Source organism: Allorhodopirellula solitaria, from assembly GCF_007859855.1.
Classification (GTDB): Bacteria; Planctomycetota; Planctomycetia; order Pirellulales; family Pirellulaceae; genus Rhodopirellula; species Rhodopirellula solitaria.
The window spans coordinates 30806-45823 of sequence record NZ_SJPK01000023.1; the positions used below are offsets into that span (position 1 = coordinate 30806).

Genomic DNA, 15018 nt, shown 5'->3' on the forward strand with positions numbered 1-15018 from the left:
GAAAGAAATTTAGAGTTTCTCAGCGGAAACTGATTACTTTCACCGCGTCTGCCTGCTCAGGACGCAGCAACGCGTGAAACCACTGTCAGTCCGGGCGTGTATTCCGCTCGATGTCCTTGACGCCCCGCACCAACTCGACCATCGCCATCAGGGCAACGTAATAGAGATAAATCATCAGCAGCCCAAACGCTAAAGCAAAGAGCGAGAGCAAGAGGCTCCCGATCTTCTCGAACGCTGAAGTATCCGGCACGAACAGCGAGAAGATCGCAGCAGCAGCTTAGCAACACACGATGAATAAGTGTCGGTTATAGTAGTGGACGAGGCGACGAGTCCAAAGCCGCAGGACTCGTCGCCTCGTCCACTACGACAGAAATTGATCGTGCGTTGCTTATTGAATTTCAGGCTGGAGCTTCTTGGCGAAGTTGGGCCAAGTGTTTTGTTGAAACTTCTTGAGTTTGCTGGGCCGGTCGGCGTCGATGACGTTCCACAAGCCGACGCCTTCGCGGTGCAGTGGGGCTTCGTTCTGTGGCAAGAACTCCGCCAGACGTTGCTTGACGTCTTGGTGATCGGGATCCTCCGCCAGGTTGTTCCATTCCTGCGGGTCGGTCTGGTGGTCGTAGAGCTCCTCGCCGCCATCGTAGTACCGGGTGTAGCGATAGCGGGCGTCTCGCAAGCTGTAATTGCCGCGCCCCCAGGTCGTGATGGCGGGCTCGGTAATCACTTCAGTGGGATCATTTAGTTGCGGCAACAAGCTGTCACCGTCGACGTAGGATGGCGTTTCGACGCCAGCTAAATCGTCTACCGTGCGGTACAGATCGATGAGAGAAACGGGTTGGACGCAATCGGCCGGCTCACCCTGATGACGGCGTGGATCGTAGATGATCAGCGGAACGCGAGTCGATTCCTCCCACAAGGAAAACTTACGGAAGCTCCGTTTCTCGCCCTGGTGGTATCCATGGTCGGACCAGAGAACGACCACGGTATTGTCCGCATGTGGACTGGCCGCGAGGGCATCGAGGACACGACCGATATTGAAATCCGCCCAAGCGTTGCAGGCCAAGTAGGCGTGCCGCACGCGTTGCCAAGCTTCGTCGTTGCGAAACTTGAGGTCATCACTGAGCTTGGCCATCGACCGGCCGACCCAGGGCACGTCGACCAAGTCCCGGCTTTGGATCGGCGGCGGTTCAACAGGCTGTTCAATCAAGTCGAAGAACTGTTCTGGACAGACGAACGCCAAGTGAGGTTTGACGATCCCCACCGCGAGAAAAAAGGGTTTGTCATGTTCGCGGTTGATTACATCGATGCCGTAATCAGCGACTTGATAGTCGGGATGCTCTGGTAGCGGGTTGGTCGTGGGACAGAACGCCATCTTCTTCGACTTGCCAATCTGGTACCCCTGCTCAGGCTTGTAGACGAGCTTCTTTGATTGCGGCTTGTGATAGTCCGACCAATCGATGTCGAAGTGGGCGCTGGAGTGAAAGATCTTGCCCGCACCAAACGTCTCGAAACCCTGATCACGCAGCGTCTTGGGTAGGCTGGTGTAGCGTTTGGTTACCCAAGATTGGATCTCTTGGTGATTGTAGAACGGGTACAGACCGGAGTGAAACGGCTCAACCCCATAAAGCAACCCCAGACGACACGGTGAACAGGCCGGCGCGACGCAGTGCGCGTTGGTGAAACTCACCCCGCGACGCGCCAGTGCATCCATGTTGGGCGTATGGGCCTGCGGATGCCCTCCTAGAAATCCAGTCCAATCGTTCATGTCATCGATAGCAATGAATAGCACATTGGGAGTTTGAGGCGCCGCTGCAATCACAGGCTTACCTGCCGCACCGGACTGCTGAGATTGCCCCGACGCTGCGAAGGCGCGACTACCGACGACCGCCACCAGCAAAATAAGAGCGACGCGATGGATTGCGGGAGAGACGAACCGACGGGCAAATCGAATGGGCATGGGGGCAACTCGCAAAATGACGAAGGAAATTGACTTCATCGAATCGACTGACGATGGGGGAAGGAATGACGCCCAGTGTATCGGCTCAGACGATGTCGGTGGCGGGGATGAAAATCTGTTGCCCCCCCCAAAAACCGGATCCGCTGTCCGCTTGTCTGACAGGGCGCCCCCGTTTTGTGATCAGAAAAGCGAAGCGTTCACCCCGCTCCCATGGGGGCTTGTCCCGCATGACAGCAGAGCCTGTCGGCTCTGGCTCAACAGAATTTCGTTTGACTCCGCCAACCCGACCTTGTACTATTGAATTAACACAAGGAAACAAGATGTTGTTGCACATCACGACCGACGGGCCGCCGATCTATCAACAGATCGTCGAGCAGATTCGTTACCGGATTGTCTCTGGGCAGCTCGGCGTCGGCGACGAGTTGCCGACGATCCGTGGGCTGGCCGAGAGCAGCCGAGTGAACCCGAACACAGTGGCGCGGGCCTACCGGGAGTTGGAGAACGAGGGTCTCGTTGAGAAACGCCGCACCGTCGGCACCTTCGTCGCAGCGAGCGAGGCGAAGTTGACCGCAGCCGAGCGGCGGCGTTTGATCGCGCCGCACATTGATCGCGTTCTCGTGCAAGCCAAACAGCTCGGCGTGCCGCTCGATGATCTGCTGGCGCAGATGACCCAACGCAACGCCAAACTCCACGATGCCCCCATTCCTACTCCTGCCAAGGAATCCAAATGAGTGTTTCCCATCCTGCGATCGAAATCGATCATCTCAGTTGTGCATTCCGGCGTAGCGAGGCGCTGCACGACGTCACTCTCTCTATCCCGACCGGGTGTGTCTTCGGGCTGGTCGGTCTCAACGGGGCTGGTAAAACGACCTTGATCCGGCATTTGATTGGTGGACTGCGCCCGCGAACGGGTCGTGTGCGGGTGCTCGGCGAAGACCCGACGCAGACACCCGAAAGCGTCATGCAGCATGTTGGGTACGTCGCTGAAGAGGATGTCCTGCCGCGTTGGATGCGGGTCGGTGAGCTGATTGATTTCATGCGTGCCCTCTATCGCAACTGGGACGACCAGCTCTGCGACAAACTGTTGGAGCAGTTCTCATTGGACCGATCTACCAAGCTCGCCGACATGTCCAAGGGTGGGCGTGCCCGAGCCGGATTGCTGGTCGCATTGGCCCACCGGCCGCAGCTCTTGATTCTCGACGAACCGAGCTACGGTTTGGACCCGATCGCCCGCCAGGACATCCTCGAAGCGGTCGTGCGGACGGCATCGGACGAAGGCCGCACGGTGTTGTTCTCCAGCCACCTGCTCGACGAGGTTTCGCGGGTATGTGACACGGTCGGTGTGATCGGCGGCGGGCGGCTGTTGGAAGTGATCGCGACGGAGCAGTTGCCAGAACGTTACTGTGAGGTGGTCGGTGAGCTCTCCATCGATGACCTGGCCCAACGCGAACTGCCTGGTTTCTTCGGTTGGCAGAACCGTGGGCGGGAGTGGTCCGTCGCAGTCGATCGCAGAGCTTACCCCGATGAAGCGACACTACGGCGCGAGATTGGCGGTGAGCTCGTTCACGAGGTCCGCCCTCTCAGTCTCGAGCGTTGGTTTTCAGCACGGGTCAACGACCGGGAGCTGGCTACGATTCCCCGAACGCCCGCGGTGGAGGAGCTTTCAGCATGAACGCAACCTACGCATTGACGAAGTACGCCTGGACCCGGTATCGGATTTTTCTGCTGCTCCTCTTTTCGGCTTTGCTTGTTTCGGCCATTTTCACGCCGCTGCTCTGGATTTCGCGAGCACCGATGTGGTTGGCGAGAATGACAGCGAGCGTTGGCTACCTCGCGTTGCTCTCTGGCCTGTTCGGTTCGCTCGCCCTGTTCGGATTTTCGCGCAAATCAAGCTTGCTCGACCCGACCAGCGGCTACGATCCATGGCTACTTCGCCAACCGATCGTCAACTGGAAGCTCGCTATCATCCCGGCCGGATTGATCACCGCTTGGATTTCAATGCTGTGGGCGATTGTCTTGCTCATCGTCCAGATGTTTGGAGGTCAGGACATCCCGCCCTTTGCACTGGTGATCGTTCCTCAATCGCTCGGCATGTCGGCGTGTGCGATTGCCATGTGTTCTCTCGTGTGGATGCCCTTTCGCGCCGCATGGCTGCGGATCGCGTTACTGATTGTCGCCATTCCAATGTTGTATTTCGTTGGCTTGGGGGCGATGATCGTGTTCGCGAGTATTCCAGAATGGATGCCATGGGCAGCCTTCGGGATCGTGGCCTGCTACATCGCGTCGATTGCGATTGCCTACTCCAGCGTGAAGCTCGCTCGGGTCGCGGCGTTCCAGCAGACAGATTCCCAGCAGACAGGGTCCCAGCAATCCAAGTTCACGACAGCGGCTGCCTGCGATCGGGCAGTGGCGGCAACCTCACGGTCTTTCCCCGGCTGTGTGGACGCACTGGACTGGTACGACAGCAAGCGATCCCGTGCAACGAAGTTACGGCAGGTATTGATGATTTCCCCCGTCATCGCCATTTTGATTTTTCTTGTGCCGTTTTCATCCGTCACTGCGATCATCACCTTGATGTTCGTCACGATCATCGTCGGCTGGACCGTGTCTGCAAGGTTTGAGCCGACGGTGTGGGGAGCCCGCAGCTCGCTGCCGAGCTATCTGATCGCTAGCCCATTGCCCACGCGGACGATCGCCTGGGTGCGGCTGCGTGCCTACTTGAGGGAATACCCTGCCGCGATAGGCGTCATGACTCTGCTGTGGATGACTTGTTTCATTTGGCCGAGCAACCGCGTGGCCGCCTCGCAGTGGTGGACCCAGCTCGCAGCAGACAGTGCGTCGTCGCTGACTCCCCTACGAATCGTCGTCGCGATTTATCTCGCCATCTTGGTAACCATGCTTGGGCTCACTCTACGCCAAGGCTGCGTCTTGCTCAGAGGTAGGCAATCGCTCGTTTTGTGGACGATCGGAGTCGTCTGCATGGCGAGCATCGTTACCCTGATCAGTTGCTTGAGCTGGTTTATGCAGCAAGGGGACTGGGAACACGTCCGCCGCAGCCTCGACGATTGGCTGCAGTGGTCCTACCAGCTCTTCTATCTCGCTATCGTCGCCAAGTTGCTCTTTGATGCCAGCGTGGTCTGGCTGGCGAGCAAGAACATGTTCTCGTGGCGTGAGCTTGCCTCGGGGATCACCGGGTGGTGTGTCGCAGTGGTTTTGGCAGCGGTGGCTTGGTACGCCCTCTGGCCACTCGGTGGCGTGCGGTTTGTCACGGTGTTGATGGCGACATCGCTGGCGATCCCGCTATCGGTTTGGTTTGCCGGGCCGCTGGCCGTCCGAGCCAACCGTCACCATCAGGTAACATAGGCTTCCAGCCTGTGTGGATAAAATTCACAGGCTGGAAGCCAATGCCATGTTTTCAGAGCAGAGAAGATCTGTTTAGAACTCGCCAGTGACCTCGCGGAGCGCTCGGGTGCCCAGGGCTCCCCATAAACCATAGGGACTTGGTTGGCCTGGTGCGCGAGCGCCGCTGGCTCCCCACCAGATGTTTCCGGCTTTGGGGTTTCCCGCTTCGATGGAATCGGTGATGAATTTGACCGCGCCATCGCCCATCAGGACATGCACACCACCTTGATGCCGGCTGCTCGGGGGCGCCCCGGTTTCTCGCCAAGTTCCATTGCCATGCGTACAGAGCGGGCTATTGGGAGGCAGGATTGTCGTGATTCCGGTGTTGATGGTGTAGCCGCTGGCCCATTTCAGACCTCGTTGTTGCTGGCTGCCACCACTCAAAGGTGCGCCGGACTGCCAAAATTGTGGTCGGTTCGGATCGACGTAATTGCGGCATCGTGAAGGGTCGTTGATGATGCTACCGCCACTGCTGCCGTTGACAGCCTGGCTGGTCGCGTGGCGATCACCGAGGTCGGTATTGAGTTCACCCGCCATGATCGTATTGGCGAGACCGTCGAGTACATCGCGAAAACGCATCGCGTTTCGCGGAAAGAACATCCCCCGACAACTGGTCCGGGCACGCGGTAAACGAACGGCGTTGACCGTCCCGTTCTGATTAATTCCCCCATCATTTTGCAACCCCAGAGCGTCTCCCACGCAAACTCCGTAATTGGTTCGGCCCTGTCCAGGCAACCCTGTGCCGGGGTCACTTGGACAACGAAAGGTAGGAATATCCGTCATCCAGGGGTCGTAGCGATAAGTCCCCTGCTGGCTCAGGTTGATGTCGGGATTGGGACCCATTGCGCTAAAATAGTAAGTCCCCGCAGCCGACGGTGGATCCGTCACGGCAAAGCGGTTGCTGATTTGTTGCCAGAGAGGTTGCTGTTCGATGAAAGCGGTGAGCGGTACCAGGGCGCTCAGGTTATTGAGGTTGTTGCCACCGTGCGTCCCGTTGATTGTAGTAGGCACGCGTGACTGTGGGTCATTGTTGCCAAAGACCAGTGACGTTCCGCCGCGTTGCACCGGCAGTTGCTGGAAGGCCGAATGGTAGTTGTGTAGTCCCAAACCAATCTGTTTGACGTTGTTACTGCAACTCATTCGCCGGGCGGCCTCACGCGCCGCTTGTACGGCGGGAAGCAACAATCCCACCAAGACTCCGATGATGGCAATCACCACCAATAACTCAACGAGTGTGAATCCGACACGCGTTTGACGATTAGCCATTGCACTGTCTCCAAAAAAGAAAAAATATGACGAGGGGGCGCAAGCTTAAACGTAGCCTGCCGATCCCTCCGTGCACAAGAAAATTCAGGCTGAGTCGATCGCCAGCAACGTGATGATCGCTCAGCGCCGACCAACACAACACCCCGGTGGGATACTTCGATTCGACCGAACCAGTCATTGTGTCGGTGCGAGTTCCTCGGACATCTGATACTGCTCCTCCTCGCTGGGAGCCTTGTCTTCATCGCTAACCACAGCATCGGGGTTCTCTGCCAGGTAGTCCTGGATCTCATTGGTCGATGCATTGGGGGTGGGCTCGCCGGAACAGCCAACCAGTAACAGTGGAGCAATCAGGGCGGCAGATCGGAACCGTCGCCAAAAGATAGAACGCATCTTATAATGTCGCGAAAAAAAGAATGAAGCTTCACATTTGGTTACTCCCACAGCAATGGGGGGAATAACCAATACGCACCCGCTATTGTACCCGGCCGACTCGCCGCTGCACACCGTTTTCAGTAACATAAAACGACACAAAACCACGTAAATGAGGTTCATCCGACCGAAGCGTGCGCAGAGCACAGCGGAAGGTTTTTTGAGGCATGGCTCTCGTATCCAATGATCGTTCAAAAATGCGTCCCTGACGAACAAACGCTCGCCAGGGACCGACAACACCATTGGCGTACCGCTTTTGCAGGGAAACGCTGGCGACCGAGATATCCCTTGCCAAGCCAGCACCTCTGCAGAGCTCGGCTCCGTTTCTCCCGGCAGTGCCAGTCTAACATTGATAATCACATCCCACAAATAAATCCTTCGATACGGGAGCCATGCCTTGAAAACCTCGGGCGCACGCTTCCGTCGGATCAGCCGTAAATGAAGAGAGCATGGGGGACGGAAAGCTGGTGCTCGGTCAGTCGCTACGCAGCGAGAACTCATCAGCCAAACGCATCGTGTGGCAACGGTCTTGGAAAAAACGACTGGTTTCCTCGTATTCGCGATTCGCCCACATCGTCACCCGCTGGCACAAGAGTCGAAATTTTCAGCAGAGCTCGGCTCATGCGGCTTTGCGAATCTGCTCAGGGACGGGCGCGGCTTACACAGGCTGGAAGCCTATGCTACTGCCGTTTGCCGGGTTGGTGGGATTGTTAAAAAGACTATCATGGTGGGGGTCGAAGTCATCTTCCTCTTCCACAGCACTCTGAGCGCATCCATGCAAGGTATCGTTTCGGTTATCGGTCGCATCCTGATTGCGACAATCTTCTTGCTCAGTGCCGTGGGAAACAAGATCCCTAATTTCAATCAGGTTTGCGAGCACATGGCGGCCGCAGGTGTGCCTCAGCCCAAAGTGATGCTGGCCGGTGCGATCGTCTTTTTGATCGCTGGCGGGTTGTCGCTGATCGCTGGCTACAAGGCTCGAATCGGTGCCACCCTGTTATTGGTGTTCCTGGTCCTGGCGACCTATTACTTCCACGACTTCTGGACCCTCGAAGGCGCCGAGCGTCAGACACAGATGATTCAGTTCATGAAGAATCTCGCGTTGATGGGCACGATGCTGTTCGTCATCGCCAATGGATCAGGGGCCTTCAGCCTCGACAACCGCGAACCAGCAGATGAGAAACGGAAGAGGTCCGGCGATTTCTAGAACCTCTGGCTTCCCGATGACTGCGGAGCGAAGGGTACCATGATTTGGATTGTCGCCTATCTCAGCTCCGTCGCTGGCGCCTTCCTGACCATCATCGCCATGACGATCATACGCCACCAAGAGCGTCATAGTGTTGGTAAGGTGGGATGGATGGGACTCGTCCTGCTCTCGCCCCCGGTCGGGTTACTGTTGTTCCTATGGCTCGGTGGCCGCAAGGTCTCGGCCGAGCACGAGTCTCGTGGGTTGGTCGATATGCCGCGGCAACCGGAATCCGACGATCGCCCCGACACGGCCCTCGAACGCATGTTGCTGTCGCGGGATCTCTGCCTACCTACCGAAAAAAACCGCGTCCGCATCCTCACCGACGTCCGCGACGTGCGTCAGGCGTTCTTGGACCTAATCGAAAGCGGCAAGGAGGCGATCTACATCACGACGTTCATCCTCGATGACAAACAAACCAGTAGCCTGATTGTCGATCGTCTTTGTGAGAAGGCGCGGGCGGGTGTTCAGGTACGGCTGCTCGTCGACGGTTTCGGTTCTTTCATGGTACCCGAAGAGCAACTGCAGAGGCTTCGCGACGCGGGCGGCCGGGCGGTACGATTCAAAGCGATGTCGCAGCTCTCCCGATTGGCCTACCTGAACTTTCGCAACCACCGCAAACTCGCCGTCTGTGATGGCCAGCGAGCAATTTTGGGCGGCGCCAATATCGTCGAAGATGAGATGACCGATGGCGACGCCGAGGATACCTGGATCGATTTAAGCCTGTGGATCGAAGGCCCAGCGGCACCACAGTTGCAATCCGTGTTCTGCAGCGATTGGAACTTTGAAACCGAGGAGGAACTACCCCCAGCGAAACTCGAAGATGCCGAGGCAATCGAAGGCGAGCCCACTTCGCAGCTCACCGTGATGCCGATCGGGCCAGACGGCCCGGCCGAAATCCTCGATGATTTCTGGCAGTTTGCCATCCATCATGCCGAGAAACGCATTTGGATTTGCACACCCTACTGTGTGCCCCCGCCCAGTGCGATGCGGGCCCTCGAACTGGCCTGTCGCCGCGGCATCGATGTGCGGATCATGGTGCCCCAAGTCAGCGACTTGCGCCCTGTCGATTATGCTCGCTATGACTACTTCCGCGATCTCGTCGAACATGGCGGGCGAGTCTTTCGCTATGGCGGCGGGATGGTGCACGCGAAACTTGGCATCGTCGATGACATGACCGCGCTGGTCGGCTCGGCGAACTTCGATGTCCGCTCGTTCTTTCTCAACTACGAACTGTCCGTCGTCGTGCACGACCAACCCACCATCGAAAGACTGAGCGATTGGTATGCGGACTTGATGGACAAGTGCGAGGAAGGTGTGACCGACCAATCCACCTTCCGAGCCATGATGGCCACCACCGTGCGACTGTTCGCGTCGGAACTGTAAATCAACTTGACTGCCATTTGAAAGGGCGAACATGAGGGCCACCCCGTTGGGGCTACCGAAATATTTCGCTATCCAAACCCAGGGCGATGCCCTGGGCTTTCATACAGCCGCCCCGTTGGGGCTCGAGAACGCCGAATGAAGAGAATCGACGTCCCATGCAGGGGCCTGCAATCACCTCACCCGAGGTTCCCTGCGGGCATCGCGGCAAACGAGCTGGGAACTCGCCATCCCTAGCTGTACAATGAATTGCAAATCGAAATCACGGAAGCAGAGACAACTGAAAATGCCAGTCACCGCAGGGGAGCCAACGATGAGTGCTGCTGGGCAACCTGAATTCACCACGGTCGACGAGTATCTGGCCGCCGAGGAATTGTCGGACACCAAGAGCGAGTACATTGACGGCTGGGTGCGCGCGATGTCGGGAGCGACGGTCCGTCATAATGTCGTGAAGATGAATTGTGGACTAGCCATTGGCAGTTCGCTCAAAGGCAAGCCTTGCCGACCCTTTGACTCCGATATGAAGCTCCGCATCACCCAGCAGCATTCAAAGCGGTTCTATTACCCTGATCTTCAGGTCATTTGCAAAAGCAACGCTCCTACGGATCTGTTTCAGGACCAACCGATTTTGATCATCGAAGTCCTGTCACCATCGACTCGTGCCTATGACCTGGATGAAAAGCTCAATGTCTACTTGAAGATCGCGTCACTGGAATGCTACGTCATCTTGGAACAACACATCCCGTTCGCGATCGCCATGCGGCGAACCAGCGACGGTTTCTTGCGAGAGACCTACGAGGGGATCGACACCAAGATTGACTTCCCGTTCATTGACTGCACCTTGCCGATGAGCGACGCCTACGACGGTGTCGAATTCACCGCCAGTGGCGTACAAGAAACTGAAGAGGACTACGACGCGGCGAGAAATGAGTAATGCTGAGTTGGATTCGCTCAAACTCAGCGTGATCGGAGGATCAGATGGAAGTGATTTGACAGAATCGCAGAGGCGCAAAGATCAGCCCTTGATTGGATTGGTCGCGTCGATAAAAGCGGCACCGCATGCTTGCGAGTGACGCCCTGACTGTTTTAGCGATGATTCGATGGGACGCACGGGGAGCTGTTCCCTGCTCGCAGTGCCCCAGATTGGAGGCGAGCCACCGCTCGGATTGATTGAGTGGTCAGGTGCAAGAAAAAGCGAAGGATGGGCGTTTTCCAAATGCGGGAAAGGAGCCGGGACTCGAATCTGAAAAGGAGCTTGAATGATTCATTCGAGTTCCTCTGACCGAAGCGTGCGAAGGTACATGATGTAAGGTCTCCTGAGGCATCTTTCAACTACACGAATTCGCTGAACAAACTGCCCCGCTCTTGCCTGTTGCCAGAACAAAAAACGCTTAACCATCGTGCCGTTGTAAGCTTGTGTCGAATGAGCCCCGAAATGCCAAGAAAAGAGCGAAAGGGCACGGATAGACCTTGCCTGCCCCATTGGGCTGTACGGCTATTCTTGCTGCAATTCAAATGTGACCCTTAGCGTGCTCCCGGACCGGCAGTCGATGTTTCGCACGGGCAATTCGCAGCGGTAGCCCGTGGGCATTTCCAACTCATCGACGCCGTACTCTCGAGTGCCTGGATTCACGACGATACGCAATTCCCCGTTTCTATCGGTCACCGGGTCGTTACCATAGCCAGGCCAGGATTGAACGCTGTGGCTCCCCCCACTTTCGTCCAACTCACACCAGAAACTGACGCCTGCGATCGGATTTCCTGTGTCGGCATCGATCGCTTTGAAGATCAGTACGGCCCCACGTGGTGCCGTGATGTTCATTGGTTGATTGTCGTTGTCGGCATGGATCGTCAGCGAATGTTTGAACGGAACGAATTCCGTCAGCTTTACTGGATCAATCGACAATCGGTATTCGCCAGGTGGCAGCGCCAACCGGGCGACACCTTCGGCATCCGTTTTCTGATATATCGATGTCCCCGTTCCTCGGTCGCCTGATGTTGCAAAAATCAAAGCGTCAGCAAGCGGGGCGTTTTGGTCATCGATAATCCGAATTGAAACCGATTCGTTTGCAACGACACGAAACACTATCGGACTCATCGATACGGCTTGAGTCTTGAAGATAGGAAATCGAACATCCTTGCCATCGCGAACTGTAATGCCGGAGTTGATCACATACTTGTACTGCGAAATGGCTTGATCGGTGATCGCGACGTACCGTTTCTGTACTGCGTAGTCGTCATGGGTCAATTGAACCCAAGCGACGGTGTCTTTCGGCAACCCCGTAAAGGTGAAATTTCCATTCGCATCCGTTTGAACAACACGTTTCGATTTCGGCAATAACTTCAATCCAAAGAATTCACGTTCAATCACGCGCATCGCCCGTCCCTCGGTATAAAGGTAATCCAGATGGTTGATCGACACCTCTGCGCCGACGACGGGAGCGTTCTGGTCGTCAAGCACGCGCCCGAATAACTTTCTTTCCAGTGGGAAGTTCAAGTCCATTCGAATCTCTTCTCCATTGAAGAAATTGTTATCATATGGGCCTTTCGCTTCGTGTTCTGGACGTTCGCCAGGGGCGACGTGCTGTAGTCCATGCCAAATGAACCCATAGCCTTCTGCGAATCCGAAGACATTCAAAGACCCGACTCCGGTTGCGGGTCGTACCGGCATCACAGCGTCCTCGAAAACAAAGTTCCCGGTTTCGTCCGAGGTCGTCACGGCGATTTGCTGACGTGGCGTGTGTAGGCTGATCAAGTGAACTTTCGCGTAAGCGATTGGATTTCCCTCCAGGTTCTTCGTCGTGCCCCGGACCGTGATCACGCGAGTCGATTGCACCGGTTTCGATTCAACTGCCTTCGCGTTGGTTTCCTTCTTTTCGGTGGTTTCAATCGTGCTTGGCCTCTCCGTGGCGACGAGCCGAGTGCCCGAAATCACAATGCTCGCGGCGACAAACAGGCTCGCAACCAAAATAAAGATGGGCAACGAAAGATGGTGCGAATGACTCCGCTGCGGATCCAGGATCGCAGCGACTCGCGTCTCGAATCTTCCTCGCCAGTGCAAAACTCCTACTGAAGGAATCACAATACGACTTGGCTTTAGAGACTGAGCGATCTTGAGAAGGGTCCCAGCGTAAGTGATCGGATCGCGATACGAGAGTACAAAATTGTCGCACACTTCTTCACGAGCACGACCCAGTTCTCGAATCATGAGATGGACCGTAATGATCGGCCAAAACAGGGCTCTCGCAAATGTCTCGGCCGCAATCACCATGGTGTCTCGACGAACAACGTGTGCGAACTCATGAACAAGAATATCCGTCAATTCATCGTTCGAAACGGAATCGAGCATGGCCATCGGGAGCAAAACAACTGGCTTGCGGCATCCATGCACGACAGGCGAGGCTACTTCAGCGGTCTGCAAAATCGCGGGCATCTTTTTCAATCTAACACGATCGCGGGCGACGGTCGAACATGCCTGCAGTCGGGCCACGTTCAGTGGCGTTGCCCAGTGACGAATCAACCAACCACGGCGGTGGCTACGAAAAGCGAACGCAAGCAACCAAGCGGTCCCAAACGACCAAAGTGCCGCGAGTATGATCGGCCATTGGATTTGAAAATCTCTACGGTACTCAAGAGACGCGAGCGCTCCATCACTCGCTCCCAGACCAGGCTTTATCACTGACGTGCTGGAGGTGTGGTCTGGCTCGGCAACCGGTCGTTCACGTGAATCCGCTCGATGCGTTTTCACACCAATGAGTCCAGGGTCGTCCAACACCAAATTATCTCCGACAGTGACCGCTGCCGCATCGATGTTCGGGATTATTGCAACGGGTACAGCGATGATCGACAACGGGCGAATCCCAGTGATCGTGCCTAAGGCCGCCGCGAGCAAACACGCCACGAGTGCCGACAATAGGATGCCGTGCTTCCAGGTCGGTCGCTTGCGAGCGACGCGGGCGATGGAAACCGATAGGGTTGAAATCAGAACGACAGCCAAGATGGCGAACCCAGCAGCATGCGTCCATTGAGTTCCCGACAAATACGTTTGCCAGTTCATTTTACCTGCCTCGCTTTGGGGAGTTTTTCGATTCAGTTTTTGCCGTGTCGAGCATCTCGCGAATTCGATTGAGTTCGGCTGAGCTCAGGCCACGGTAGTTTATGATTGCTGCCATCAATGCCTCCGGCGATCCCCCACAAACTTGATCCAACATTTCAATCACCTGTTTTCCCACTGCGCATCCGCGAGATCGGGTAGCGGTGTACAGATACGTGCGCCCATGCTGACGATGAGTAAGCCAGCCCTTCTCTTCCATCCGTTGCAGAAGGGTGCGAACGGTATTGCGAGCAACCTCGCGCTTGTTCAGAAGTCGCTGGCGAACATTCCGAGCAGACGCTTCGCCCAAATCCCAGATGATCTCCATGATCTCAAGCTGCGACTCGGACAAGGCCGGTAAATCTGGCTGATTCGTATCCATGGTAAAGCTACCTTTTGCAACGATGGTTACAGAGCGTAGCCATTATGGTGACTACATTATGTAGCCATGTCAAGTGAATTACCCCGGCGCCGGTGGGAGCTCGTTTTCCTGTGGGGCGGCGTGCCTGGCGGTCAGGCCATTTCCCCGCGATGCCGCAGGCACGTCTTGCTCTGCCAGTTCCTCACAAGCTTGCTCCCTCATGTATGTGCCAATCGAGAAGCAGCGTTTTGAAAAGAGAAAACCGTAGTATCAATCGAGGTTTCCCTGTAAAAACCAGGAGAACATAGCGTTTTGACAGCCGAGTCAAGGCTGGTTTCATTGAATCAACGGTAGTTTGCGTCCGAGTCGAACGGCGGTCAAGACTCTCGCACAACAAGTGCCCCTCGGATCCACTTGCCTAGCCGGCTTCAGTGCGCAGCGTCTCTATTTCGATTGCCTTCCGCCGATTTCCGCATGCGAAGTAGGGTGAGAGCCGCTAATCGGAACAACCGCAGGTGGCGCTGCGCTGACCTCATAGGCATCAAGTTAAGGATTGATCTATAAAAAAAGCGGAAAACCGTTCATAAAGTGACTTGAATTGCAACCTCGTCACCTCGGAGAACGGAGTTTCCGCATGGACAGAATAACGGCGCTGGCCGATTTACTACAGACCACTTTTTCGACCGTTGCCGTTGAGGCCAATGATGTCGCCAAATGCGTCAAACGCGTTAGGAAGTTTTCACCCGTTTCTTTAGCTCAGGCGTTCATCCTCGGATTTCTTTCAGATCCTCGCGCCGGTGCGGATCACATCGCTGACACCGCCGCCAGTTTGGGGGTGAGCATTTCGCCGCAAGCCGTCGAGCAACGCTACAGCCCCCAGCTGC

The 15018-nt window shown here is 56.2% G+C and carries 13 protein-coding genes; 7 read left to right on the plus strand and 6 right to left on the minus strand.

Annotated elements, in window-relative coordinates; all coding sequences use genetic code 11:
• Positions 1 to 85: 85 nt before the first annotated feature.
• Both CA85_RS25205 and CA85_RS22675 read right to left on the minus strand, forming a co-directional pair.
• Positions 86 to 250 (minus strand): hypothetical protein, encoded by a 165-nt coding sequence (locus CA85_RS25205; protein WP_186775146.1) that lies wholly within the window; start codon positions 248 to 250, stop codon positions 86 to 88.
• A 138-nt stretch (positions 251 to 388) separates the two neighbouring features.
• On the minus strand, positions 389 to 1954 hold the full coding sequence (locus tag CA85_RS22675) for a sulfatase (RefSeq protein ID WP_146393668.1): 1566 nt from the start codon (positions 1952 to 1954) through the stop codon (positions 389 to 391).
• A gap of 320 nt (positions 1955 to 2274) precedes the next feature.
• On the opposite strand from CA85_RS22675, the gene CA85_RS22680 reads away from it, so the two are divergent.
• From CA85_RS22680 to CA85_RS22690, 3 genes are read left to right on the plus strand one after another with little or no spacing between them, the layout of a single operon-like run.
• The gene (locus CA85_RS22680) at positions 2275 to 2685 is read left to right on the plus strand and encodes a GntR family transcriptional regulator (protein ID WP_146393670.1); all 411 of its coding nucleotides are present in this window, start codon (positions 2275 to 2277) and stop codon (positions 2683 to 2685) included.
• Positions 2682 to 3626: an ABC transporter ATP-binding protein gene (locus CA85_RS22685; protein ID WP_146393672.1), complete on the plus strand. Its 945-nt coding sequence runs from the start codon at positions 2682 to 2684 to the stop codon at positions 3624 to 3626. Before CA85_RS22680 ends, CA85_RS22685 begins: the two co-directional genes overlap by 4 nt.
• The gene (locus tag CA85_RS22690) at positions 3623 to 5317 is read left to right on the plus strand and encodes a hypothetical protein (RefSeq protein ID WP_146393674.1); all 1695 of its coding nucleotides are present in this window, start codon (positions 3623 to 3625) and stop codon (positions 5315 to 5317) included. The genes CA85_RS22685 and CA85_RS22690 overlap by 4 nt, the downstream gene beginning before the upstream one ends.
• Before the next feature lie 72 nt (positions 5318 to 5389).
• On the opposite strand, the gene CA85_RS22695 is transcribed toward CA85_RS22690, so the two are convergent.
• Together CA85_RS22695 and CA85_RS22700 are read right to left on the minus strand one after the other, a co-directional pair.
• Positions 5390 to 6622: a DUF1559 family PulG-like putative transporter gene (locus tag CA85_RS22695; RefSeq protein WP_146393676.1), complete on the minus strand. Its 1233-nt coding sequence runs from the start codon at positions 6620 to 6622 to the stop codon at positions 5390 to 5392.
• Positions 6623 to 6796: 174 nt separating this feature from the next.
• Positions 6797 to 7012 carry a hypothetical protein gene (locus CA85_RS22700; RefSeq protein ID WP_146393678.1) on the minus strand — a complete coding sequence of 72 codons (216 nt, stop codon included), beginning with the start codon at positions 7010 to 7012 and terminating at the stop codon, positions 6797 to 6799.
• Positions 7013 to 7826: 814 nt separating this feature from the next.
• Between CA85_RS22700 and CA85_RS22705 the strand changes: the two genes are divergently transcribed.
• The 3 genes from CA85_RS22705 to CA85_RS22715 all read left to right on the plus strand — a co-directional run bounded on the left by CA85_RS22705 (position 7827) and on the right by CA85_RS22715 (position 10614).
• Positions 7827 to 8258: a DoxX family protein gene (locus CA85_RS22705; protein WP_146393680.1), complete on the plus strand. Its 432-nt coding sequence runs from the start codon at positions 7827 to 7829 to the stop codon at positions 8256 to 8258.
• Between the two features lie 39 nt (positions 8259 to 8297).
• Entirely contained in the window at positions 8298 to 9683 is a 1386-nt protein-coding gene (locus CA85_RS22710; protein WP_146393682.1) for a phospholipase D-like domain-containing protein, read from the plus strand.
• Positions 9684 to 9966: 283 nt separating this feature from the next.
• Positions 9967 to 10614 carry a Uma2 family endonuclease gene (locus CA85_RS22715; protein ID WP_186775148.1) on the plus strand — a complete coding sequence of 216 codons (648 nt, stop codon included), beginning with the start codon at positions 9967 to 9969 and terminating at the stop codon, positions 10612 to 10614.
• A 561-nt stretch (positions 10615 to 11175) separates the two neighbouring features.
• Here the strand turns inward: CA85_RS22715 and CA85_RS22720 are convergent.
• Positions 11176 to 13737 (minus strand): M56 family metallopeptidase, encoded by a 2562-nt coding sequence (locus CA85_RS22720; RefSeq protein WP_146393685.1) that lies wholly within the window; start codon positions 13735 to 13737, stop codon positions 11176 to 11178.
• Between the two features lies 1 nt (position 13738).
• Positions 13739 to 14155 (minus strand): BlaI/MecI/CopY family transcriptional regulator, encoded by a 417-nt coding sequence (locus tag CA85_RS22725; protein ID WP_146393687.1) that lies wholly within the window; start codon positions 14153 to 14155, stop codon positions 13739 to 13741.
• A 613-nt stretch (positions 14156 to 14768) separates the two neighbouring features.
• On the opposite strand from CA85_RS22725, the gene CA85_RS22730 reads away from it, so the two are divergent.
• Positions 14769 to 15018: hypothetical protein (locus CA85_RS22730; protein ID WP_222435506.1), on the plus strand; the 250-nt coding region annotated here is incomplete at its 3' end.